This window comes from Calditrichota bacterium (assembly GCA_013112635.1).
Lineage (GTDB): Bacteria > Calditrichota > Calditrichia > Calditrichales > J004 > JABFGF01.
The window spans coordinates 97658-123070 of record JABFGF010000007.1 but is presented as its reverse complement, the minus strand read 5'-3'; the positions used below and the strand labels follow the sequence as shown (position 1 = coordinate 123070).

General features: G+C 35.7%; 17 protein-coding genes. 1 reads left to right on the top strand and 16 read right to left on the bottom strand.

Going from position 1 to position 25413, the window contains the following annotated elements; genetic code table 11:
* Positions 1–14: 14 nt before the first annotated feature.
* The 13 genes from HND50_17165 to HND50_17105 all read right to left on the bottom strand — a co-directional run bounded on the left by HND50_17165 (position 15) and on the right by HND50_17105 (position 19832).
* A complete protein-coding gene (locus HND50_17165) occupies positions 15–431 on the bottom strand; it encodes a hypothetical protein (protein ID NOG46976.1) in 417 nt (138 codons plus the stop codon).
* Positions 415–996, bottom strand: coding sequence for a hypothetical protein (locus HND50_17160; protein ID NOG46975.1), 582 nt, complete (start codon positions 994–996; stop codon positions 415–417). The genes HND50_17165 and HND50_17160 overlap by 17 nt, the downstream gene beginning before the upstream one ends.
* Positions 997–1001: 5 nt before the next feature.
* The gene (locus HND50_17155; protein NOG46974.1) at positions 1002–2528 is read right to left on the bottom strand and encodes a sigma 54-interacting transcriptional regulator; all 1527 of its coding nucleotides are present in this window, start codon (positions 2526–2528) and stop codon (positions 1002–1004) included.
* Positions 2529–2543: 15 nt separating this feature from the next.
* On the bottom strand, positions 2544–3467 hold the full coding sequence (locus HND50_17150) for a hypothetical protein (protein NOG46973.1): 924 nt from the start codon (positions 3465–3467) through the stop codon (positions 2544–2546).
* A gap of 18 nt (positions 3468–3485) precedes the next feature.
* Positions 3486–5489 carry a BREX system Lon protease-like protein BrxL gene (gene brxL / locus HND50_17145; GenBank protein NOG46972.1) on the bottom strand — a complete coding sequence of 668 codons (2004 nt, stop codon included), beginning with the start codon at positions 5487–5489 and terminating at the stop codon, positions 3486–3488.
* On the bottom strand, positions 5490–8027 hold the full coding sequence (pglZ, locus tag HND50_17140) for a BREX-1 system phosphatase PglZ type A (GenBank protein NOG46971.1): 2538 nt from the start codon (positions 8025–8027) through the stop codon (positions 5490–5492).
* A 2-nt stretch (positions 8028–8029) separates the two neighbouring features.
* Positions 8030–9157 carry a hypothetical protein gene (locus tag HND50_17135; GenBank protein NOG46970.1) on the bottom strand — a complete coding sequence of 376 codons (1128 nt, stop codon included), beginning with the start codon at positions 9155–9157 and terminating at the stop codon, positions 8030–8032.
* A gap of 12 nt (positions 9158–9169) precedes the next feature.
* Positions 9170–12703, bottom strand: coding sequence for a BREX-1 system adenine-specific DNA-methyltransferase PglX (pglX, locus tag HND50_17130; GenBank protein ID NOG46969.1), 3534 nt, complete (start codon positions 12701–12703; stop codon positions 9170–9172).
* A gap of 160 nt (positions 12704–12863) precedes the next feature.
* Complete coding sequence (gene brxC / locus HND50_17125; protein ID NOG46968.1) at positions 12864–16343, bottom strand: BREX system P-loop protein BrxC; 3480 nt, start codon at positions 16341–16343, stop codon at positions 12864–12866.
* A 7-nt stretch (positions 16344–16350) separates the two neighbouring features.
* The gene (locus tag HND50_17120) at positions 16351–16953 is read right to left on the bottom strand and encodes a DUF1788 domain-containing protein (protein ID NOG46967.1); all 603 of its coding nucleotides are present in this window, start codon (positions 16951–16953) and stop codon (positions 16351–16353) included.
* A complete protein-coding gene (locus HND50_17115) occupies positions 16943–17575 on the bottom strand; it encodes a DUF1819 family protein (GenBank protein NOG46966.1) in 633 nt (210 codons plus the stop codon). The genes HND50_17120 and HND50_17115 overlap by 11 nt, the downstream gene beginning before the upstream one ends.
* Before the next feature lie 259 nt (positions 17576–17834).
* The gene (locus HND50_17110) at positions 17835–18446 is read right to left on the bottom strand and encodes a VWA domain-containing protein (GenBank protein NOG46965.1); all 612 of its coding nucleotides are present in this window, start codon (positions 18444–18446) and stop codon (positions 17835–17837) included.
* A gap of 9 nt (positions 18447–18455) precedes the next feature.
* Complete coding sequence (locus tag HND50_17105; GenBank protein NOG46964.1) at positions 18456–19832, bottom strand: hypothetical protein; 1377 nt, start codon at positions 19830–19832, stop codon at positions 18456–18458.
* Positions 19833–20312: 480 nt separating this feature from the next.
* On the opposite strand from HND50_17105, the gene HND50_17100 reads away from it, so the two are divergent.
* Positions 20313–21215, top strand: a complete 903-nt coding sequence (locus HND50_17100; GenBank protein ID NOG46963.1) for an NYN domain-containing protein — start codon at positions 20313–20315, stop codon at positions 21213–21215.
* Between the two features lie 282 nt (positions 21216–21497).
* Here the strand turns inward: HND50_17100 and HND50_17095 are convergent, their stop codons facing one another.
* The 3 genes from HND50_17095 to HND50_17085 all read right to left on the bottom strand — a co-directional run bounded on the left by HND50_17095 (position 21498) and on the right by HND50_17085 (position 25153).
* The gene (locus tag HND50_17095; GenBank protein NOG46962.1) at positions 21498–21752 is read right to left on the bottom strand and encodes a hypothetical protein; all 255 of its coding nucleotides are present in this window, start codon (positions 21750–21752) and stop codon (positions 21498–21500) included.
* Positions 21733–22086: a hypothetical protein gene (locus HND50_17090; protein NOG46961.1), complete on the bottom strand. Its 354-nt coding sequence runs from the start codon at positions 22084–22086 to the stop codon at positions 21733–21735. The genes HND50_17095 and HND50_17090 overlap by 20 nt, the downstream gene beginning before the upstream one ends.
* 133 nt (positions 22087–22219) lie before the next feature.
* Positions 22220–25153: a hypothetical protein gene (locus HND50_17085; GenBank protein ID NOG46960.1), complete on the bottom strand. Its 2934-nt coding sequence runs from the start codon at positions 25151–25153 to the stop codon at positions 22220–22222.
* Positions 25154–25413: the final 260 nt, after the last annotated feature.

Sequence of the window (25413 nt, the reverse complement as noted above, 5' to 3'; positions counted from 1 at the left end):
TCAACATTTTTCAATTAATACCCTTCCCGGATCTCTTTAACCGCATCTAACAGCGTATAGTATAACATATTCCCGGGAACGTGAGCTTGAGGGTGCAAATATGAGATAACAAATTTACCAGGTTTGTAAGAATGATACCAAACTCCTCGGGATGTCATTTTCCAGTCGGGCTTTTCAGGGAACTCGATCAACTCATGAAATAGATCTGAGACTACCCTGCTACAACAAATAATGATATCAGGATCATACAAGTTAAACTGACTGTTTAAATAGGTTTTATCTTCCTTTGCGACCTGATCTAATTCATCATTAACTGTCGCGGTGGTACCAGGTGATTTTTTCAAGTTCATCACACAGATCGATTTTAAGATTTCTTCGCGATCTTTCTTTTCAATTACTTCTATTTGTTGCCACTTATATTCTTTTTCCAAGCTTTGAATACCTTTTACCCAGCTTATTCTTCATCATTATTTTTGATGATATGACATATGGGTCATTCTCGTATGGAATATGTGCAAGTTTTTCAATCGCTTTTGTTATCATTTGTGGCGTATAAAGAACCCAGGACTTTGCCTTAAAAAAAGTTTTTAGTTGTTCCTGTTCCTTTATAAATATATTTCCTGCTGCTAATCCAAATGAAAGCTTAGGCTCAGGTAAAATAAGTTGCTTTTCGACTAAATCTGATACTAATCTTTTAAATACTACTTCCCGATACTTTTTACAGGTAAACATTTTATATCTCCCTGTAGGAATTTCAAAGTTTTCAGCAAGCTCTTTAAATCTAACTCCAACACTATCAAGAAACGATTTAACTTCAAGAACAAGTAGCTCATTCGTGTTTGCCCTATAACCAACAATATCAATTTCAGGTCGAGGAATTGTTGGTTTACCAATTGCTCGTTTTTCTTTTTTTGTCAAATTTACTTTAAATGATTGTCTTACCCAATATCCATCCTCTTCAACTACACGTTTGATTATATTCTCAAAATAATCCATAAATTCTAATTTTTCCGTTTATTATACTGACGTTGCTTTTCAGTTCCAGGATTTTGTTTTAATAATTTGTCAACTTCCGAACTTTTCCCGTTAGCAATTTGTCGAGCCTTTTCTCGAATCAATTCTACATAGTCTGGTTGCAATGGAACAGGCAATGGAAGATCCGGCAGATAGTCATCAACGTCTTCTTCCTTTACTTCCATATCCTTTTTATAACGTTCTGGAATATCGCTTAACGCTATCTCCCCTCCGTTTTTAAATTTACGCATGAGACTGGATATCCATTTTTCAAGACCACGAACATTGTCCGGCCAATCATGTTCGAGTAGAAAATCAATTACCTCTTTTTTCAGAATTGTTGCCTTTGGTGATCTGTTTAAAAAATAATTGATCAGGTCTGGTATATCTTCTTTTCGTTCACGTAATGGAGAAAGATGGATGACTTCATCAAAGCGGTCTTTCAAGTCTTGGGCAAAAATTTGGAAATCATTGATATCCTTATTGGTAGCAGCAATGATCTGCGTTTGTACATCTTTTGTATCTCCCCCGGTTATCTGTATTTGTCCAGCGGACAAATAGCGCAAAAGATTCTGTTGAGCAGTTATCGGTAAGTTGCCTATTTCATCTAAAAACAGCATCTTTCCATTACATGATTCTATTATACCAACTTTATTTTCGACAGCTCCCGTAAAGGCCCCTTTTTTATGACCAAAAATCTCTGAGGCTATAAGGCCTTCAGCAAAAACGCTACAATCCCTAGTGGTTAATTCTTTATCCTGTTCTTTTTTATATCGCTGCCAAATGGACTGGGCAACAACTTCTTTTCCCGTTCCCCTTTCTCCAGTAATCAGTACATGCGTTGTTTGATCAATATCCTGGGTGATCTGCTCTTTAACCTCTTTAATGGGTGGTGAACTTCCTATTAGCAAAGGAATACTTTCTTTTAAATCAAAGTTGGTAACTCTTTCCTTAAGATGATCTGATTCACGTTTTAGGGCTGTAAGTTCTGCTTTTATTGAATCGGGTGCTGTTACCTTTGGAAAATCATCTGTGGGAAATTCTACAACTTGATACGACTTCCCCTTTTCCCTAGCATAAGCCGGTTCGAATGATTGAATCAATTCTGCATTTTTAATAATACCAGATTGTTGTAGCAAAACCCAACAAGTTGACATGGTTGGTGTGCCTGAAGTAATATTTATTATCTTCTTTTCGCCTTCTATTTTGGCCTTTTGAATTATATCCTGAATAGTCACCAGCAACCGAGGATAAACAACATTAAATTCTACAGGATTGGTTAACTCAATAGGAATCAGATTTACATTGACTTTAGGATTAATTGATAGAATTCGTGAACGATTTTTATCAGCTATTTTTTTGTAACTAACTTTTGTTTTAAGGTTTGTTGGGGAAACTAGAATATAAACATCAGTGATACTGTCTTTGAAAGAAGCATAAATATTGAATAAGGCACCTAGAGTATCATCAGGTTTTAAATCATCATGATTACCTGCAAATGTAAAGTAAATCATTTTAATTCCTTAGTTTTAGCTAAACATAGAAAAATCCAAGTACCTTGTATAAAACTTATTAATCAATTTTTCATATTCTTCAGAATTGCAGTTATTAGTTCTCTCAACAAACTCTTCAATATCTACTTTTATGATTTTATTTTTAAATTCTGTATTCAAAATCTCTTTAAAAGCGCTGATCTCTTTGTGGGAATGATGATCTTCCTTTGGAGAAAGAATCACATGTTCAAAGTATTTCAATTTATGTACTTTTTTATAGGCAAGTGTCAAAAGGAAATTACGGTCTAGCTGACTGTATTTTTCTGGTACATATGCTGGATCAGAAAATATCCTTTCTTCCTTAATCAACTTCTTTTTAATATCTGGTTCTTTTTGAGAGGATGAGTTAGAGCCTAACAAATCAGTGTATTTGGTTTCAATACTTATTATTCCTTCTTTTCCTTTTCCATCTTTGGCAAGAATCATAACATCAAAAGCAGACTTATCATTTGTGTAATTTGGAATTGGTCGTGGAATAAATTCCACATCCAGAAAAGAAACTTTATCTATCCACTCAATACTTGGAAAAGCGGCTTTAATGATCTCTGTAGCAACAGGGTTTTGATCTTCAAGAAATTTTCGAATTAAGCCAAACAGGTTAAAGGCCATTGGCATGCTGGAAAGCATGTTATTAAAAAGGCGGTGCTCATCAATTGTTAAAACGGGATTGATCTGTTTTTCTAAAACTTTGAATTTAACATATTGGAAAGTGTAATCATTTAAAAAGTTGGATCCGCTTTTTTCACCATTTATCAACATGTTTCCATATTTATTTGGGCTATTCGGATGAGGACCTTTACCATAATATTCTTTTAAGATTGTTTCTCGGTGAATGGATTGTAATAATCTACACCTTGCGGTGAAGGTATTATCACTTTCTGACTTTGCGCCCTTATCCATTTTAATTGTCCTAGCAGGTTATTGTCTTATATAAGTTATCTCACAGGCTTTACATTTTCTTTTTTCCGGCATAACATCTGCAATATTAAAACGTCCTTCAGGTTTTAGATAAATATCCAGTCCGCGACCCAAGATTATTTTCCAACCATTATTTGCGCGGATAGATCGATCATGAACATTTGGATTCATGTCATATTCCATGTGAATGCCTAAATCAAAAACGGACTCTGCAACTTCTTTAAAGTTTTCAATACTTTCATTCAATTTTTCATCCGGTTCATTCCAGGAGATTACTTCTAAGTTTATTTCCTGATCTTCTTCTTTCAATTCCGCGAGAAGTGAGCAAAACTCTAACAACAATCTAAATTGATGTGGATATCTTATATAAGGATCTACTAGCTTTATCTCGGTCGCTTCTTTTAGATAAGCGGCAAACAACATTTTAAACGACACGCCTTCCTGATTATCACTAAGAATTATTTGCCCTGGTTTTGCTTGAAAAGTTTCTTTCTTAGGCTCGTTTTCTACATCTGCATTTTCTTCACTTTCATCATCTGGCTGAATGTGAAGATGTTTGATATTTTCGAGGGTCTCAATTCTTATTTCTTTATTTTTTCGTTTATCATGATAAACGAAAGAGACATTTTCAAAGGTGTCATCCATTTTGATGAGCTGGTCCTTTACCCGTTTTCGACTCTCCATTGCAAATTCTATTAACTCAATAGTTTCTTCATAGGAAATAGTGCCTCCGGGATATAAAATTTTTGCCAAACCTGAAAATGTTTTTAGAATGCCTTCCCGGTCACGGGTTGTTAAGGAGGAATCAAGATCAACAAATTTTTCAGCAAAAGATGAATAATCCTCTTTCCGCATTTCTTTTAAGATCTCAGCAAGGTAATCCACTATAAAACCATAACTGTCTGTAAACATTTCGTTGCGCAATTTACTTATTTCCCAGCCAGGGATGTATAGATGCAATCGATCCAAGAAAGCAGAATCATAATATGCCTTTGGTAACGCATCAAAAAGATTTGAATTCTTAAGCATATAAGGAACTGCGTGCTCCGTGTTTCCAACAAACGCAAAAGCAGCTGTTGCTCCCAAAACATCGCGGCCTCGCGAAAATGATTTATTGGCCATATAATTTTTCATTATATCAACTAATTTCTTATCCGGCTTTTTAGTACTACCGGCAAATTCATCAAAAGTGATTACATCCCAAAAACCAACAAGACCAATCTTATTATTTGAATTATTTACAAAAAGCTTCGCTTGAGAAACATCGCCACCAGAAACCAAAATACCATGGGGAGATAGCTCTGAGAAGATGTGCGACTTGCCTGTTCCTTTGGGTCCTAATTCGATAAAATTGAAGTTGTTTTCACAGAAAGGAATTAACCGGGCTATTTGTAGCAGTTTACTTCTAAAATTAAAATGTTCAGGCTCGAGACCCATGCTACTGATGAGTAAATCAACCCACTCCTCTTTTGTAAAGTCCACCCGTAGGTTGATAAATTCTTCAATATCCACACTGGAAATTTGAATCGGTTTTAAACTGTCAATTATCCATGGCGATGAATCAGACTCCTCGCTTGCTAAATACCCCATATTAATAATACACCAAACTCCACCGCCGGAAAGTAGTCGTTTGTGTTTTTTTATAAGATCACTGCTAATTTGAACTTTAGATATACCAAGATTCGAAAAAGTGGCTTCGTAAATATCTTTTTTCTCATTTAATGTCGCTGTTAGTTTATCTATAATACGATGTTCGCCTTTTTCTTTAATAGTTGATTTTACATATTCAGCCTCATCTCGGTGGACAAAATGATCTTTAATAACAGACTTCACTTTTACCAAACCCTGATCAATAATATCCTGATCGAAAGATGCGCAATGTTGACCCAATAAGTATTCAAGCACATAGCTTGGCACAACAGCATTTCCTTTTATTGTTTTTGTCAAATCTTTGCGAACAACTTTGCCTTCGAAATTCTTAAAAATTTTATCCTGTAAACTCATCTAAAAATCCGTTTCAATTAATGATTTATTGATTACCTTCTGTTTTATCAACGGGTTTAATTTATCCGGATCATCCATAAGGTCATAAATAATCAGATAACAAAAGGAAACATTTGACGCGTTGTTAGTCAAATTTATTATCAACTCCTTGGTTCTACCCGATGGAGCTGCAGCAGTTGAATCTAAAGACATGTCAGAGGTATTTGATATTAACTCATTAGTGCTGTTATAAAGCCCAATAAAAATTGAGCGTGGTTTAATATCTTTGTTGATTAAATCAGTCTGAAGTATTTTAATTTTTAAAGCACCGGAAATAATAACCAGCTCTTTGTTTAACAACGTAAATTTAACTTTTTCTGCCACTTCTTCTCTTTTACGGCTACTTTCGATAACAGGAACAATTACTTCTTGTAAACTGGCACCGCCATGAACATATTGTGTACTGCTACCCTGATGTTTGAAACGATTTATCGCTGTAGGAATGGTTACATATAAATCTTCATCCAAAACAGTTGTATTTTTTATTGGAAAAGTATTCGTTTTATTCTCTTTCCCAGACGAGATGGTAAAACGATTATGTGTAACCTCTGTTTTTTCTTTTGGAAGGCTTTCAAACATGGCGTCATTTAATTTGGAATATTGATAGATAAAACCATGATCGGCAGTTATCAATACCCTTGAGACATTCCAGGATGAATGAATTTTTCGAACGATTGCTTCAATATCCTTGATAGTTTTCTCAACTGCATCAAATACCTTGTTTTCTGTTTTCCTGTCATCACCGGTGGCATCAATATTATTATGATAGATATAAACAATTTTTTTCTTAAATAATGCTCTTGCTTCGGATTGTTCCATCTTAATCAGATCTGTATATTGAATGGCTGCTGAATCCGGATCATATGATTGCAATATTTTCTGACGATTTACAAGTCCTTCGGTAGAAATTCCATTAATGGCATAGTTGCCTTTATTCCAGGTGATCCCATTATTGGGTAAAAGGTTGGACATACCCATTTTCGTATTCGATGGGACAGATGTAATCATATGGCTTATTTTGGATTGATTTTTTGTATCGCTGTGTAAAGCATTTAACAACTCTTCTGCCGCTTCATAACGTAAACCATCAGAAATGATTACCGCTGTTTTATGTTCACTGTCTTTTAAGTAATGATTATAAAAACCATACTGTTTTGGGGAGTCAATCGATTTAAAGTTAAAACTATTTTCTTCAAGACATTTCATCCATTGTTTATTCAGATCTAATAAATATGCTTCATAATCCTTGTGCAACTCCTGATAGAAACCATGAAGTTCCAGTTTATCTATATTAATTTGAACTTCAGATTGTAAGAGTTTATGCAACGCTTTACGGTAATAAAAATCGATTTTGACAAAATCATTTGTATAGGCATTTACATATTCAACAGGTCTGTTCAGGATATAAGTGGTGATGGCATTTTTCTCTTTGTAAAAATGAGCAGCGAAGGAAATGGAATCAATTGTTTTACTCATTTGTTTTGCCAAGGAACTTAATTTTCCCATCATTTTGCTACACAACTCAATTGCCTGGCCTGGCTGATGCGATAGTATACTGATGACTCTGTGTATAATATATTCAGCCATCTTTTCTGTAACTACCGGGAAATTCAGGTCAGAACCATAGCAGCTAAAAACTGGTTCATATTTAACATCATCGGCTAATGTGTCCAGAACATAGTCAAGCTTTTCAGAAAACTTTGGATTATTCTGCCAGTCATTAAGCAACGAATAAAGTTTATTTATTTTTGCCGGCTGGGTTATCTTTAGTTTTTGGTATGGGTCATCATCTTTGGTTTCCCTTATATCAAATAACAGGATATTATATTTAAATTTACGTGTTGCAGACAGGATATTTTCATAAGCTAATTCAACCGAATCTAAATCCAGATACTGTTTAAACCATTTTTGTACTAGTTCAACAGCATCTATATTAAGCAGTTTCTTTTCTATTTCATTAATATTTTTATCTGACTCGGCTAAAACAAAAATCTTTGCCAGACATAAACCAGGATCGACAATATTGTTAAAGCCAAGGTAATAACTAATCAGGCCACGTTTCACATTCTGTTCATCAAAGTTGGAATCATTTAAGATTTTAGCAAGAACTCGTTGAACTTTTTTGAGTTTTAATTCCTTGATATATTTTCCGACCAAACTACGATGATAACTTGCTAAGCCATATTCTTGTATCAGATCAGCGACATCATCAATTTTGAGTTCGAGATTAGCTTCCAGAATATCCAGTAGCGCAAACTGACGGAATTGTTCAGTGGTGGGTTTATCATAAGGAAAAAAAAGCAAAACTTTCTTGTCTTTTAGTTCATACTCCAAACGATATTTGATATTGAACAGCGCCTGATCAGCAACAATTAATTCAACATCAGACAAATGCCATTTTTGAATTTCTTCTTCATGTTCTTTTTCAGAATCAAAAAAGAATAGTACTTTAAGATCAGGATATTTCTCAAAATAGCTGGCTACTTTTTCTTTTAACATTTTTAGTTTTTTAACTCGGTTAATAATTTTAGAACTAATACGATGTCATTGTAAATGAGTACAAACTCATTTTCGCTATAAATCATTTTCTCATGAACAAGTTTATTTCTATCAAAGCCAAGCCCTCCTAAGTTCCTAAGTAATCGATCCTCTTTTTTAAGAAGGTCAAATTTTCTCTCAGGAAGATAAGATTGAAACTGATAAATCGATTTTAAATTTGAACCTAAAGCAAAATAATACAAAAGGAAGAATAGTGTTTTAACACCATCAGGACGGAATCCTTTTTTATATTTATTAATCCCACTTGCTATTTTTTTTAGATTCCATAAATCTTTTTCAAGTTTTTTTTCATTCGATAAATCACTATTTATTATTCTTGATGCTGTTTTTAAAATGCCATCAAAATAATAATTAAAATGTTCAGAAATTTCAATTTCTACCGCTTTTAGAAAATCAAAGAGTAAGGGGCTAAAATCAATTATATCTTTTTTGTCTTCTGAAAAATACATTTTATTAAGATATTGATTAGCTGCATTTATTAATGTTTTAGTCTTATCATTTAAGCTGTTAAACCAATATTGCTCTGACATTATCAGTAGATTTGAATCAAGGCCCAATCTCTCTTTTATAAATTTTATATCTGTTTCTCCACAAATTAAATCTTCATAATCAATTCCTAATACATTTATCCCGTTTATAACTAGACCTGCATAAGTTTGCACATCAACATCCTCTTCATTTTTCAATCGTATTTCATTTTCTAAATCAGGGATATATTCCGTTAATATTTTTTGGATTGTATCAAACATCATATGACTACATAAAGTGTTTAACTTCAGCGAAATCTTGGAAATATCTTGAGCAATTGCTTCTGAATTTAAAGATAATTTTCTTTTAACTTTTGCTCGAGCTTCAAACAAACCATCACGTGTTTCAATAAACTCATTATTATAGATAAATCCAAAGGGGATGTCTTCATCATTTTCGTAGTCATTTAAGATGTAGTATACATTATAGAATAAATCAATATAATAATCGCCACGAGATAGTAAATAAAATACATCTTCAAATTCTGGAGCCTTGACAATTTTCTTAAATTCAGAAATTAATTTTTCTCTAAGATTATACATTTTTTATCCAAATTATATCTTAACCACAATCCCCTCAAACTTGGCGTGGTTTACTTTGACCCCATCATCCAGGTCAAATTCGATTTGTTTATCGGCAAAGTCTTTGAGTAGCTTGTCATACGCGCGGCATTCAACCAGGGCTTTGCGCAGGCTATCCAGACGCCGGGCATCGACTTTAGACAGGCTTGCTTCATCCTGTTGCAGACGGCTGATTTGCTCATTTAGCCAATTGAGATATTTTAACAGGTAGTTATTACGGATTTTCTGTATCGTAAAACGGTTCATGCGGTGCATATAAACTAATACCTGGAAAGATTTACTGGGTGATGCAAAAAGCCAATAGATAGGTTTCTTTTTGTACATCTTTTTATGGAAATCCCAGAACTTGGAGACCATAAACTTTTCCATATCCATACCCAGGGCGTCATTGATAAAGTTAAGATTTCCGGTAAGGGTTTCTTCACCCCAGATAGTCAAAACAAACTCTTTAACGCGCAGAACCACATCATCGGAAAATGGACTCTCTGCGCCCATCATAGGGATGATGGCGTCTTCATCGATTTGAAAAGGGTGATTATTGTAGCTATAGCCGGAAAGTTCTTGCTGAGTGGGATCGGGATGGGCAATATTGAGACCCGGTTTATCCAGACGGTAACGCCCCATAAAGCAACCCGTAGCATAACTCAAAAATTGACTTATGACCACATCTTTCTTAATAGGTAATTCGATAGCATCTTTGCCTTTTTCACGAAACAAGATTTCTGATTTTTCTAGGTTATTAAAATCGAGCTCATCTTGACAAATTGTTACATCTTTTAATGAAACTTCTGGACTTAGCTCATCAACTAAGTTATAGGTTTCAATAAAAATTCTATTTAGTCTTTCTTCATTTGTATGCAAAAGAAAAAAATCTTCTTTAATTAACTTCAAATAATCTTGATAAGAATTAAATATGTTTTTCGATTTATTTATCAGTGGCGAATAATTAAAATCCCAAGAAGTTTCATTAGAGTCCCAATCAGATTTAGAAATTTCAATATTAACTTTTGTTAGTTTTTGAACGATTTCGTTTGATTTTACTATTATTGGGATACTTTTAATACTACCTGCAGTATAATTCAATGTTGGGTTAATTATAATTAGCAGTTCATAGGCTAATTTTGTATTCAAAAAAGCAATTGAATAATATAAAGTCTCATCCGTACTTAAAATGCCAACTAATCCGGCATCACCATAAATATTTCCAGTTTCACTAAAACGAACGCTAAATGAGCCAGATGTGATTTTTGACCATGTTAAACCCCTTTTGAAATAAGTAGCATAATTTTTCAGCTGACTCGTTTTATACATTTTCAAAGCATTGCCATCATTTTTAAAATCAACTACATATTCTAGATTCCCGTACCATTTTCTGAATGCACCACCCTTATGGAAAGGATAAAACTTTGAATTGTTGTCAATTGTCATTTTTGGACTTTTAAGTTTAAATCCAATTTCTCTGAAATTAACCTCATGCCAAAATCTTATAAATAAGTCATTATTTTTAGTAGAAAGTCCTTCTCCAAAATGACCAACTTTTGCGAGGAGATCTTGCTCAAAAAGTTTATAAATTTTATCACTAACCCAATAACCGATTGGACTGAATGGTATTTTTTCAAAATTGGATTGATTTGACTCATAAAAGCCATAATCACGGTTAAAAAATCTTCGCTCTTTTTCTTCAACTGAATCTACTTTAACATGCTGTTGAAAAAGCCTTCTATAAATCCCTGTTCTATCTTTATGGTTTTCATTAATTACACAGAAACAAACTGATCCAAAATCTGACCCAAAAATACCACGTCCTTGATGAATTAGTGTTGATATAAATGTTTTTTCTAATAAGGATCTTCTTAATTTTTCATAACTTGATAAGAACATCCAAGAGGGCAAATTAATCATGCCTAGAATCCCTGAGTTAATAAGATAATGAACACATGCCTCCATAAATACTGTACATAAATCACTTTTACTTTTTGGATAGTTAGATCTCACGTATTCAGTTAGGCTTGGATTCATACTTTTTCCACCCATATAAGGTGGATTGGCCACTACAGCATGGAATTTATCGGTAAGTATTAGAACTGGTTCTATAAAAGAAGCGAAAACCGCATAAAAAGCTTGCCAGGCTAAATCCAGTTGTCCCTTTTGCTGCTGTTGTTGTAATTCCTGCAGGCGTTGTTTTATAAAAGCATGGGCCGGTTTGCTCAGGTCCAGAATCAAAGCGGAGCCAATGTTCTGGGCCTGCTGCATCTCTAATAAAGCCTTTTCCAGTTCATCGGCATAGGCCGTGCCTTGTTCGCCTAAAAAGTCATAGACATCCTGCCTGCTAAAGGCGCGTGGTTCGGGCATGGCAAAAATGTTGGGTTTAAGGTCGCCGTTTAAAATATCCGGGTTGTATTGCGCTGCTTTGAGTAGCACGGCAAAGTTGGCCAGCTGCGCTGCCCGTTTGCAGATATCCAGTCCAAACAGGTTGTTGTGTATAATCTGCTGCGCCGCATTACGCGGGGTGTAACCTTCTTCTTTGTACATCTCCAGCAGCAGGTCAAAAGCCACCAGCAAAAAATGCCCGGAGCCCACAGCCGGATCCAGCACTTTGAGCTCGCTTACATCGTTTATTATGGGTTCATCTTTTTGGCGGTTTTCAGCGGCTGGTTCCACCAGGTATTTCATCTGCTGTTTTAAAGGACTATCGGGATAGCGGTCCAGCCAGATGCGTCCCACCGTGTTTTCCACCAGGTATTTTACAATCCACTTGGGTGTAAAAATCTGTGTGGCAGCGGGGATATCTTCGGCGCGGGCTTTTTTGTTTTTCTTAAAACCGGCAAACACGTCGTCTTTCTTATCGGAGATGTAAAACTGGTAGAGCCAGCCAATCAGCTCCAGTTCCTTATAATCGCTCTCTTCGATGGATGGCGTGTTGTTGAGCAGTTCGATAATGCCATTGCTGCTGAGCAGGTTATTGGGTAACAACAATTCGGTATAATCATCGATGATGCCAAAAACACGTTTCAGCAAAGGCTGGCTTTTGCAATAGCTGCTTAACAGTAAGGCAAAGGCCTGTTCGTCTTCATTTTCCAGTAAGGCGCCGGTCAGCTTGGCTTTTTCATTGGATTTCAGGAAATCCGCCTGTCCTTTACGGGCATGACTTAACAGCAGCGGTTCCTGCAGTTCAGCGGATACATAATGCAGCACAGGTGGGATGTAATTGTTTTCTTCCAGGATTTTTATGGCCACCAGGCGGTTAAACCAGGTGTAGGCCGCTTCTTCAACGATATCTTTGGCTGTATGCCTTTGCACTGCTCTTTTCAGGTTTTGCCATTTCTTTGGTACATCAGGATCATCGAACACCTGCTCACGAAAAATATAGCCGCCTTTGGTCGGTTGCAGGTCTTCCAGCGTCTGCCCTTTTTCGTCAAACCCCCAATAGCGCAGGCGGTTTTCTACCCCTTGCATTAATAGTTGGCGGGCTTCCTGGGCAAATGTTTTTAGTTTGTTGGTGTTCATAAATTCCTTTTTTTGGATTATTATCGTCATGCAGAACTTGTTTCAGCATCCCTTGAACCATGTTTGTCATCCTGAGGCACGAAGGATCCCAGCCGCGAAAGCCTCAGCCAAAAACAATGGGATTCTTCCCTGCGTTGCACTCCGTTCAGAATGACAGCAACTATTCCTTAACCAGGAGAATAATTTTATTCTCTTTCAACTTTTTCATTAGCTCACTGCGTAACCAATTCAGGTGTAAATCAAGTTCCTCTTCGCTGGCAATTTGCGTTGCCTTTATATCAAAACGTTCAATTTGTTTCTTGTTTTCAGGATCTTTTTGGCTTGCTTTAATAATCTGCTCAACAGCGTCTGTTCTAAACATTCCTGCATTGGCTTTTAAGAGCTGCAAGTGTGTCAGATTTGTTTCCTTGTCAATTTCAGCCAGTTTTGACGTCTTGTCATAATAACCGGAAACATCTGCTACTTTTAGTTCAGTCGCTTTATTATCCAGTTCAACAAAAATATCGGCATAGGCTGATCGTGTTTCTTTTTGTAAATTTTTGGATTGATCTTTGATGCTGTTTTGAATCTCTTCATAGATCTTTTTCATTTGTGGGAAGCGGTCACCAGGTCGGTCTTCTTTCTCCAGATAATCACTCAGGCTTTCCGCGTTTGCTTTTTCAGCCACATCAAGCACCTCAAAATTCTGACGGTTTTGCCGCTCAAATTTCTGAATAGTTTCATAATTTTTATATTGATGATCAATAAACTCGATGACATCCTTACAGGTATCATTCAGTTCTCTAATATCATCTTTGCGTTCAATAACCTTATCAAACAGTTGTTTTGGTTCGCGGATTTCCAACCATTCACGTAGCACTTTACCTATTTCATGAAAATGTTTACCAAAAGGTTTCATGCTGTAGTTGTCTTCATAAGACGCGTACTTTTTTGCTGTAATGCTTAATTTGCTTTTCAGCCGATCAAATACAATATAGGAATCGGTTTGATCCGATAATTGCTCATTAAAGATGGACAGGTAGGCACGCTTAGCATCCTGAACTTCCAACTCGCCGACTTCAACAATGTCTTTGATAACAATAGCGTTGCGTTCATTGCTTTTTAGTGCGTATTCAACAAATTCCTTAAAATCTATTGGCTGGTTACGCCACTCAAATTGGCGTTTGCGTTTTAAACCAAGCTTTAACAGAAGACCAATGGAGGATGTATCTTTCCAGCCATAAGGAGGCTTAAGAAAGTTTTTAATCAAATCTTCCACGGTCATTATTTGGCCATAGGTGTTCAGGTAATTCTCAATTTCAGATTCACCCGTTGTAAGTGTTTTATCGGCACTAGTTTGGGAATGGGTCATGGCCTGCTTTTTAAGTTCATCATTGGTATAAGACGGGGCCAGTTTATTTTTTTTATATATCTCACTAAAATGACCTTGCAGAACCTCAGCAAAACGTTTAGCCGGTTCTCTACTACTTAAATCGGCAGGATTAATAACCTGCTGCCCGGATATAAAAGGCGTCTCAATAAATTTTGTCTGGAATGTTTTAATCAGATCCGTTTTACGGTTGCTGTTTTTGTTGCCAAACATTTCAATCGTTTGTTTACGTGTACCGGTTGCTGAATCCGAATTTTGTCTTATGTATTTTTTAGTTTTTGTAAAAAGCTCGATTTCACTGAGAATTTCCGGATGATTAAAAAACCATTCATTAATACAGACGACGAGATCATTCTTATTATTGGTGAGAGCCTTCTGAGCAGGAGTTGTGTTTTCAAAAGCGGATATAAATACATAAATATCACCTCCCTTAAAGATATACTTTTCATCTACTTTGAGAGAGAGGCTGAAATTATTTGATCCATAAGATACACGTCGTTGAAGTGAAAGAATATTAATAACAATATCTTCCCAAATAGCAGTTATACGGTCTTCTCTATTTATAATCTGATTCTGGATTAAAGCAGCTACTTCAATCTCATCTTCTTTAAAGAATCGATAGTCACCATTCTCCGGGCTGATGATACTGTTTTTAATCAATAGGTCCAGCACTTTTTCAATACGGTTCTGCAGTTCAAGTTTATTAACATCCGGCTGATCCATTAAAAGCAGCGTCAGGTTATCCAGGTTTGCAGGGAAAGTTATCCGCTTAGTATCAGAAAGATTCGCAATCATAAAAAGTGTGTAAACCACCCGTTTTGCAAAACCATCTTCTTGAACAGACTGAAGCTTGCTGGCACGATCAATAATACCACGGGCATGATGGGTCAGGTTGCGTTGAAAGAGTTGATTAAAAAAGGCATCGAATGGTATAAAGTGACCAACCTCTTCGTTGCTGCTGTTCAAAGCGGTGCTATGTGTTATAGCAAGTACCGAGCGCTCGTTGTCTTTTACTTCCTTAATTACATAACCAATACCGCTGAACGAATCAAAGACGTCGGCAATCAATCTAAACTGGTATGGTAAAAAAGGATAAGCTAGCAGGAACTGATCTCGATTCACATAACTGCTATATAACTCATGATTAAAAACGTATTGATTATCAATTGTATCTTTATTTTTATCATAGAACTGTATCAGCTCTTCGGTACCTGAAGAATTTTTATCCAGAATTCTTTTTTGTGTGATATAAGCGGCATCCTGGCTCTGTAAAGAAATACGTGTTTCAAAACGTCCCAGGATTTTGCCAAAATCTTCACCGTGTATTTCGGTGCTGTCAATTATCTGGTCAAGCGTCTGCTGTGCTGTACAAGCCAACCAGATTTTATTATCACAATCCGCGCTGATCTCTTCAACTATCGTTTGCAGGTTTAGCAGCAAGTTTGTATTAACACCAATATATTGGCTGACTTCATCCACCATATACACCAGGCGGTAATTATCGTCTTTTTTGCTTAAATAATCTTTAAACTCAGGGATAAGTGTATCTTTAATGGTAATATCATCCGGTGATTTTAATTTTGCTCGTAAAGAATCAAGATCAATATCGCCATCATATTTTTGAGCAATATTCAACACATCTGTTAATTTTAGAGAAACCAAAGTGGATGCATCTGTTTTCCACTCTTTTTTAAATTTTTGATAAATGTCCTTTTTAAAGTCCTTAAAAGAACCAACTTCATCCAGATGTTTTTCCAGTAATAAAGCTAAGGCAATATTTGTACTATTAAATCCTCGAAAGGCATTAAACTGATTTAGAAAAATTTTGGTGATTTTTTCCTTTTCATTTTTTTGTCCCGAAACGGCATCAATATTAAAAATAATTGTATCAATCTCATACTCAGCGATTTTATTTTTCAGTATTTTGATATTGGATGGCGTTGCATCTGAAAAAGCATCTGCCACTTCTGCGGCATTTTTAATAAAATGATCGATTGCCTGTTCGGATGTCTGCGGATTCAAACAGTAATAAACATATTTGATAAAGTGTGATTTTCCGGAGCCATAATAGCCACTGATCCAGATACTGGTTTTAGCGTCTTGTTTATGGACTATATCATGTAAAAAGCGATATAGGTTATCGACCAGGTCTTTGGTGAAAACATATTCATTTATTTCAATTTTGATGGTTTCAGCATCTTGTTTTCCAACAACAACGGCTGGATTAACCTGGCGATCAATTGATTTGCTGTATAATTCCTTTAGTTTCATTTTCCTCTCACACTTTTGGGTTTAGCAATGTGGCGCGATAAATATTATCGTCGTTGATCATATTAAACAGATGATAGTATTTGTTTTTATATTCACCGGGGTAAAAAACTATAAGCTTATAGCCTGCCCCGGATAAATGTTTTTCAAAATTCTTCAGAAATTCACTCGACCTTAAATAAGGATATATTGAGCCAAAGCCATGAAGCAGCAGATAGACTTTTTTATATTTTGCAGGGAAATTAAAATGTTTTGTGGCCGTGTTATGCAGATATTCAAGAAAGACATCACTGTGGGCATGTTCGCTAAGTAAGCCCAGGGCTTCTTCAGGATCTTCTTTTTCTTGTGCTAAAATCAGCTCCAACAATGATTCTCCAAGCAGCTCCTGTTCACGCAAATAAGTAATAAATTCATCAAAGATATTGAGAATAAGGCAATCAACATAAATATCCGGCCTGATTAACCTACCATGCAGATCAGCTATACTTTGCCTGATCTCATACTCTTTTTTAGGATCGTATTGATAAATGTATGCTGGGAAAAATAGATTACCAGTTGAAGGTTCCTGGAAATCTTTGTCAGCTAATTCAATAAAAAGATCTTCAATCTTCATAGTTATCCATTAATTCTTTGCGTTGATGTTGTGGCAGCAAGGCTAACTCGAGAAACCAGGCTTCATCATGTTTAATAAAATAATTCCAAAAATAATCCGCTGCCTGAGGCTGATTGATTGTGTTTTTTACTAGTATGCCACTTTCTCTAAGTATTCGCACTATTACTGTTGCTGCTTTGGTTCTAGTTGCTTCTGTTCTTGTTTCTATATCTGGATAAACTTGGGTTTTTTTATCAAAAAAATAAAGTACATCATTTTTATCTAAATGAAGATCTCTTGAACGCCATTTTTCTAGAATGACTTCACTTTGAAAATCAAAAAAAATGGGTGTTGCCTTGAGCATCACAAAAAACAGAATTAATTTTTGCTCATCAAGGTTACTATTCTTAAGAAACGTCCAGACCCATGAATCGACCGCTTTATATCTACGACGAATTTCAGTTACAATTCTGACCCGTGATGCCATTGCATTTGTTTTAAGGATATCGTTTTTCTTGATCGCATCATTTAACTCATTAACTCGATTTTCAATTAGATAGTCAAGCAATGAAAGTATCTCATCCAGCAACAGACCACCTGCCGTAAAGGTAAATGCATAGTTTTGTAAATTAGTCTTTGGCATTTCAAATTCGATTTAATTTCTTGTTTGCTCTATTATACAAAGACCAATATTCACCTAAAAAAATGAAAATGTCTTTTTTATAATCTAATCGTTAAGCTTATTTATTAAAAGGGGTTTTCAAATTAAAAATAACCGACTGTACATATACTTATATCAAATAGTGGAATTACATTTACATAAGACCAGTACTCACCTAAGTGAATGTCCAGAGCTTCGATAATTTCATAATCTAAAGGCATACTACCCCCTATTATATTTGTTATCTTTTTTGTTTATTTCTCTGATCATCTGTAAAACGTATTTTGTGTTTTTTCTGGCGTAACGCTGAAATGTTTTCAGACACAGCAAGAAGTGCATCAGAAATACCATCATTATCACACTGAAAGGTTAAGCTGCTGTCACTTGCTATCCCAAGATCACCCGCTTCTTTAATTGCATCCTGGTTAGCGCCCAAAAATATAATATCCCATTTCTTATGCTTAGCGATCATACTGAATATTAGATTTCGATTATATTCCGTGCTGGCATTTTCATAACCATCCGTAATAATTACCACCACCACTTTCTCGGGTTTGAATTCAGATACCCTGCTATCCGTGTCAATAATTGTTCTGCCAATAGCATCCAGTAGTGCTGTGGTCCCACGAGGTTGGTAAGATTTATAATTCAGTGAACCAATTTTCTTTAAATCCCTGGCTTCATAAACGCGTTCATATTCATGATCAAACTGCACTAAAGTCAAAGTAGCCTTCTTATCCAGTTTTTGCTGCTCTCCAATAAAGTTGTTGAAACCGAGGATAGTCTCTTCATGAATTTCTTCCATCGACCCGGACCTGTCCAGAATAATTGTTATATCTGTGTAGTCACTCATGTTAACCTCCTAATTGTCTAAAATTATTGTGTTAAGATTTGCAACAGCTGCGCTGACTTCATCATTTATGATTGTGCTTTGCGAAAGGATTTTATCTGCTTCTTTGTGGATATTATTGGCAGCGGTTTTAATACTGCGAAAGCTTTTAATAGAATTGATGATGGCATTAATTTCATTTTCTACTTCTGACCTGTCGATGCCATCAATCTCATTGTTTTCCAATATCAATCTCGAAACGGCAACTTTCAGTGCTATTTCCAATAAACCAAAATGGGTAATCAATTTATCATCATCATATTCCTGGAACAGACCCACCTGTTTGTGTAACTGATCTTCATGCTCAGTTAGGTAGATAACGTAGTCAGCATTACGATTTTCTTTGGTAAGCTTTATATCAACCAATACATTTTTAAGGGCTGGCATTGCTTTGCTTTTGGCTTCGATGGCAATCTTTTTACCTATAGAGCTAATCGTGTAATTAAAGTCCCCTTTTTTACTGCGGGTAACATCACCTGCTGTAGTGCTTAAATTTTCAACAATATCTCCACGGGTGGCTGCTAAATCTTCGAGCGTATTTTCCAACACATCCTCAAAGGCAAATCCTTTTTTGGGTGTTGATTGGATTATCAACTCTTCAGCTTCAGCAGCACTTTTTGTTGCTTTAACTTCCTGTTTTATGTCTTCCAGCTTCTTAAACACCTGGCTGGCAAAAGAATCTGAGCTATCCAGTGAAAACCTCTTTTCAACGGATTGAAGTAACTCGCCATCTTTGCCGAATTGATCAACCAGCATTTTTTTAAGATCATGGGTTAAACTGCCTGCCTGTTTTACATCAAAGCGTTTTTCGATATCTCCTTTAAAGGTATCAACAAAGTCTATCAACTGCCCTAGGTAACTGCTTTTGATGTCGGGATCTAATGAGCCTTGAATTTTTTCTTTTACAAGCTTGTTTTGATTGATTAGCTCACCAATAGCCTTTTCAGCTGCCTCATTAAATTCACGGCTTTTTTCCTGGAAGAAGCGGTTCATACGTGCTGTATAACTTTCTTTCTGGGCAGGATCAAAGTTTTTATCAACTTCCTGAATCATTTCTTTTTGAATTAGCTGCATCTGCGATTGGAAACCATGGGTCATATCCTTAACTCGCGATTCAATAAAATCAGTATCCATTACCATTTCCACTTTAGATTTCACAAAAGAACCAATCGCAATTACTTTCCGTGCTTCCTGGATTTGTTCGGCGGGCGTTTCCTGCTTATTGATTAAATGAAAGAATTCAGGCGTATTTACATTTAGTTTGTTTAATGTCACCTGTCTTAGTGATTCATCTATGCTCAAAGTGGCATCATTAATATTAAGAATGTTTTGTTTGGCTGTATTGCTCATTGTATCCTCCAATTAATGTTTTGTTTTTTGGAAGCTTATATTACAACGGCTGTGCCAAACGAAAGAATAGGCTTTGAATGCTGTTTCCAGCTAAACAAAGTAACACTTGTTACTTACTAAAGTAGTATTTGTTACCTGAAAAGAAGTGTCATGGATTTATAACTATTTAAAATGTTTAATTAGCTAAAACCGAAATGAGTATACTGCTAAAAGGTATAAATTTAATCCTGACTTGAAGTTAATCTTTCCATTAGTGATGAAGAAGTTTAAAGGGGTGACTTTGTACACAACACAATAAAAGTTAGATTTTTATTGTGTTTTAAACGTTTTTAGGTTAGTATTATATATAGTAAAAAGAGGAGTCGAATTCTGTCTTCAACAATTTTTATTTTTCCACTAAGCTTTTATAGGGGCTTAGTGTAGGGTAATTAGCTTATTCGTGTTTAAAACTCTTATATCAGTTAAGCCGGAAGGAGTAATATGAATTTAGATAAACAAAACAAATTGACCCGAATTGGTGTGTTTTATGATGGTAATTACTTCCTGCATGTTAGTAATTATTACGCTTATGTTCATGAAAGAAAAGCTCGTATAAGTGTTTCTGGATTACATGATTATATAAGACATAAAGTAGCAGAAGTTGAAGGTGATTCATCTGGTTATCGACATTGTCAAATTGTTGACTCTCACTATTTTCGTGGCAGATTAAACGCCCGTGAAGCAGCAGAGAAATCAAATTCTCTTTATTATGATAGGCTTTTCGATGATGTATTAATGAAAGAGGGTGTTACAACTCATTACTTACCAATAAGAACATCTGTATCAGGAATAAAACACGAAAAAGGAATTGATGTCTGGCTTGCCCTTGAAGCATTTGAATTAGCTTTTTATAAGCGATTTAATGTTTTGGTTCTAGTTGCTTCTGACGGCGATTATACACCTTTAATCCGCAAGTTAAACACATTAGGAACCAGAGTAATGTTATTGTCTTGGGACTTCAGTTACAACGATGATAATGGAAAGAAGAGAACAACAAGAACCGCTCAAGATTTATTAGAAGTCGTTACATATCCAATCTCTATGCATGAAGAAATTGACAATAGGGTTTCTAAAGGTTCATTTCAAATCAACAATATTTTTATGCAACAAAAATTTGAAAGAATCAAAGAAAATATTAGCGCAAACAAGGGGTCAGGTGAAATCCTAAATATAAAAAATGGTTATGGGTTTATTAAAAGATCACCGGATAACCTTTTTTTCCATCACCAGTCAGTTAATGGCGTTGATTTTAATGATTTAAGACCTGGTGATCAAGTTAAATATAAAATTGTGAAAAATGATGATGGTAAAGAAATAGCATCTGATGTTGAGTTGAATGATTAGCTATACAATATTGGTAAATAAATATTAACGATCTGGCATTCCCGCGTATCTAATTCTTTAAATAGGTAGTTAAAGTTTCGAATATTACAAATAACAAGCCGATTCAAATGAATCGGCTTTTGCAAGTTATTCTATCTTTAAGCATACTGTTAGAGTACATTAACATACTCTAAGTGTGTCGTTGGAGTACATAAGAGTACCGTAAGTATGTCGTTCGAATACAAAAAAGTACTTTCAAAAAAGGCTTATTCCATTGTTTTTTAAAGACTTAACTGAAAATTATTAATTTTCCCAGCTAATGGCATCGGCCGGTGCATTGCTTCGATTGCTTTGCCAATCATGTATTTGCTTGTAAGGACTACTGGGCAGTAAATCATCCCTTTCAAGATAGTAAACCAGCAGGTCTACTCCCAACTCGGAATAGTGAAAATCTCCGAAATCGTAGACTATGAAGTTTTCATTAATCCAATTATAATAATCATCAAATTCATCTGTAGCACATTTGAAAATTCTTTTCCTAACCCAATATATTTTCATCTTTCTCTTCCTCAATATAATAGTTCTCTGTGATCTTCCAATTGCCCGTCTGGGCAGCCAATGCTAAAAAATCTGGCAAGGGGCGTTTCCAACCTTTTTCTCTTGCCAGGTGCCAGATTACTTTTGGAGATGCATCCAAAATTTCACCTGCCATGTATATTCCATGCTTAATCCAGGTCTCCTTTATATATGACTCAGAATATTCTTGCAATAGTTGATATTTTTGAGAGTTTTTGTGAATGCCTTTCTTTCTTATTTTTGGGTAATTGTGTTTTCGTTTCCTTATAGGGGTTTTGGTCTCAAGCCATTTGTCCCATGCGTTAAGTTGTTCCATATTTATTCGGTCCTAGGTTTATTAATTAATTATTCTTGCTAGAAGCGTTGCAATTATTACTCTATGATTATATAGAAACTGCAACTCTTTTGTTTTTTCGTTCTGTTCCAAAGGGGACAATTACTACTCTATATTATATAGAAACTGTCCCCTTTGCGAAGTTCTTATTATGAATTTCAATTCCTGCATCATTTAAGATTTCTTCAATCTCTGGATTTCTATTCAGAGTCTTCTTCAAGGTATCAGAATTTAAACCCAATGAGTTTTTAGGAATCTTACTCTCCCCTTCTTTAACCCTGTTGATTACCTGTTCAACAATCTCTTCCGCTATACCCGTAAGTCTGGCTTTTGAAATCTCTTTTGGCTCCCATTCTTCCATTTTACAGCCTTCAAAATATCCTTCGATAAGATTAAGGAAATCAGGGTCACTAACTATTAGATAAGCCTGAACATCTTGTTGCAGGTTATGACTACGCAAGCGTGTCCGGTAAACTTCCTGTACAAAATCCTCTAACCAGGAAGACATTTTTATGATTTCAGTATTACGGTCTTTGAACTTTCGGGATTTACGGTGTTTCTGGGCATTCAGGTTCATGGAGTAATCCTGGTTCAAGACCAGGCTCTCACTCAGGTAGTTGAGTTCACCTTTATGTATCAGTCCTGTAAATATGATAGTATCACAATCACGCATGGAATTATCACCACGGGTAGAACCAAAAGTTCTCAGGACTACTTTTCCTGATTCTATCTCAGGTGTAAATTCTTTCGCATAAGATTCCATGTTTTCCTTATAAACCACTACATACACCTTATTGCGTTTTTTAATAACCTCCTTAATATCAGAGACCAAACCCGGAATCAGGTTTTCTTTTTTCTCATATGTGCTGCGACTGAGGTTAAATTTATTATAGTACTTGAAGGTCAAATGCTCATAGGTATGAAGCTGAGGAACATAGACCTTGTCAAAAACTGTTGATTTATACCTCTGTGAAATATCAGCTGTACCATCTAGAATAATTGTGCGGTCAAAGTCCCAGCTATTGTTTAAGTAGTAACCGGTAGATATTTCCGGTAAGCCGCCCAGGTTCTTTTTGATATAGATCCCGCCATAATTATAAACACTCTCAAGGGCCACAGGAAGTCCATTAAGCGAAGCCATGTCAAGGGTATAGTCTTTCCAACTATTCTCAAAACGTGCATCAAATTTAAACTCAGGGACCTCTTGTGGTTTAATTACTTCCCTGGCGTTTGTTCTTCCATCAATGTTTTTGATTAAATCAAGAACGGGTTGTGTATAATCCTGCACATACTGAACACCATTGTCTAAGTTTGGCAAAACGGACAAGAAGTTATTCAGAGTGTCACTATCAAAGCGCATAAGTTCCAACAGCGGAGGTTGTTCATCGATTATCAAATGTGTTCTTCTGAATTTTGAACTCATCGAATTATGCCAATTCTGGAAACGCTTCATTTCAGAACCATACATCTTAAGACGCTGGTGGGACATTACAACAACCCGATAATTATACTGGATCAGATGGTTCATCTTAACGCGGCATTTTGTCATCGGTATTGAGCAGTTTTTCTTATCACACATCCCTGCCTTATATGACTTGTGGCCTAGCAGGCAATCTTGTGGATTTTCAGGATCGTAACCATAGAAAGGATAGGCCGGGCCAAACATACCAAAGGAATTATTGATCTCTTCGGCAATCCTAATCACATCCCTGTTGCGTTCCACCACAATAATAGCCCCAAATTCTTTATCCTCATTAAGTGCGTCAACCACCATTTCAACTGTAGCTGTAGTTTTAAAACCACCGGGAATCGTGTTCAATACAATCGCATTGCCGGCTGTACTTTGATCATTCATGGCAAAAATATCCTGATAAACCTTAATGGCTTTTTGTGCTTGTGGAACAACGTCAGCAGAATAAATATCCGCCATCTGTTTGTTCAGGTTTACAGATGCGCTTGCCAGGCTAAACAATGGTGGGTTTGTAGAAGTACTGACAAAGTTTGAGCTTTTGTCCTGGACATCATCCACAAACATGGGATAGCTGTCTTTCAAATGATCAAATGGGGTTACCGTGCGGCAGGGATGATTGCAAAATCCATTATCAACGGCAAACTTGCAGCCAATCGGATGATGATTACCCATACCACTCATTAGTTTTGATAAATGGTAACTGGTGGTTTGCTCGTTGTAGTCGAAGGCATTACTTCTAAAAGCTTCATGCACTTTCTCGGTAAGGTTCAACCGGCCAAACACCGCACCAACAAATATATGCCAATTATTGGATTCTGTTGTTCCTTCCGGTCGCGCATTCCTCAAAGCTACACAGCGTTTTTCCAATCGCTCCAAACCTTCTGGTGTAGATTTAATGAATTCTACTTTACCGTTAATTCCTGGTTTAGGTACGTGTTTATTTCCCTTATATTTCTGCTTTTTTTTACTTTCTTTGAGTTTTTTTATCTTCTCTATATCTTCCCATTTCAAATCAACTTGTTCCAAGTCCGGATTACACCAATAAGCCCGGTGACCTGATACTCTGTGAATGGCAAGAGGTAGTTTTATTAAATTACCATCTCCTGAAGTTGTGGCTTGTTTAGGGAATTTTTCTATGTGAAAGATCTGTCTTCTAAAATAAATCTTTTCTTCAATAGTTGTTAAGAAATCAAAAACATCTTCTGATGGTAGTGGTTTTTCAAAGAACACCCAGACATGGGCACCCTTTCGTCCACTGAATTCAAAATAATGCGGATAATCCTTTAAGTACTCATCAAACTGTTTTAGAATATGTATTATATCATCTTTGTATTCTTTAAAAGCGCCTATTGGATCTTCATGTTTAGAATAAAAATATTTGTTAATATCAATATCCCAAACGCCGAACAGGCAGTTGTTTTGGTAGGTTGTATAGGCACCCATTGTAATGATGCCTTGTAGATGCTGGTTAAATACGTTTTCATCCACAGTTCCATTCTGTTTATAATAATCTCCATCATTGGATTGCAGCGAATATCGCTCATCACCAGCTTGAAAAAATAGTTCTCTTGGTTTCATTTTTTAGTCATGTTTTTTACCTCATTTAAGTGTCTGTTTCGATACGCATTTGGCGTATTTAGTTTGTTTTTCATATAATATTTTCGGTTGTAATCAGCTTTGCAACTCTTGCACAAATAGTTCTTGCGGTCTTCTGTATTAAATAGTTTTCTGCACATTGTACAGACGTTTTGGTACATATATAGCTCCTAATTGTTTAGAAATTAAGACGATTTTGGGTCAAGAAAAACCCTGGAAACCAGGGCAATTCTATTCACTAA

Excerpts from the sequence above, each read along its gene's own strand:
- HND50_17150 (NOG46973.1), bottom strand. The coding sequence starts at position 3,467 with ATGGATAAGGGCGCAAAGTCAGAAAGTGATAATACCTTCACCGCAAGG.
- HND50_17160 (NOG46975.1), bottom strand. The coding sequence starts at position 996 with ATGGATTATTTTGAGAATATAATCAAACGTGTAGTTGAAGAGGATGGA.
- brxL (NOG46972.1), bottom strand. The coding sequence starts at position 5,489 with ATGAGTTTACAGGATAAAATTTTTAAGAATTTCGAAGGCAAAGTTGTT.
- brxC (NOG46968.1), bottom strand. The coding sequence starts at position 16,343 with ATGAAACTAAAGGAATTATACAGCAAATCAATTGATCGCCAGGTTAAT.
- HND50_17105 (NOG46964.1), bottom strand. The coding sequence starts at position 19,832 with ATGAGCAATACAGCCAAACAAAACATTCTTAATATTAATGATGCCACT.
- HND50_17100 (NOG46963.1), top strand. The coding sequence starts at position 20,313 with ATGAATTTAGATAAACAAAACAAATTGACCCGAATTGGTGTGTTTTAT.
- pglZ (NOG46971.1), bottom strand. The coding sequence starts at position 8,027 with ATGTTAAAAGAAAAAGTAGCCAGCTATTTTGAGAAATATCCTGATCTT.
- HND50_17120 (NOG46967.1), bottom strand. The coding sequence starts at position 16,953 with ATGAAGATTGAAGATCTTTTTATTGAATTAGCTGACAAAGATTTCCAG.
- HND50_17115 (NOG46966.1), bottom strand. The coding sequence starts at position 17,575 with ATGCCAAAGACTAATTTACAAAACTATGCATTTACCTTTACGGCAGGT.
- HND50_17095 (NOG46962.1), bottom strand. The coding sequence starts at position 21,752 with ATGAAAATATATTGGGTTAGGAAAAGAATTTTCAAATGTGCTACAGAT.
- HND50_17110 (NOG46965.1), bottom strand. The coding sequence starts at position 18,446 with ATGAGTGACTACACAGATATAACAATTATTCTGGACAGGTCCGGGTCG.
- HND50_17090 (NOG46961.1), bottom strand. The coding sequence starts at position 22,086 with ATGGAACAACTTAACGCATGGGACAAATGGCTTGAGACCAAAACCCCT.
- HND50_17135 (NOG46970.1), bottom strand. The coding sequence starts at position 9,157 with ATGTATAATCTTAGAGAAAAATTAATTTCTGAATTTAAGAAAATTGTC.
- HND50_17155 (NOG46974.1), bottom strand. The coding sequence starts at position 2,528 with ATGATTTACTTTACATTTGCAGGTAATCATGATGATTTAAAACCTGAT.
- HND50_17085 (NOG46960.1), bottom strand. The coding sequence starts at position 25,153 with ATGAAACCAAGAGAACTATTTTTTCAAGCTGGTGATGAGCGATATTCG.
- pglX (NOG46969.1), bottom strand. The coding sequence starts at position 12,703 with ATGAACACCAACAAACTAAAAACATTTGCCCAGGAAGCCCGCCAACTA.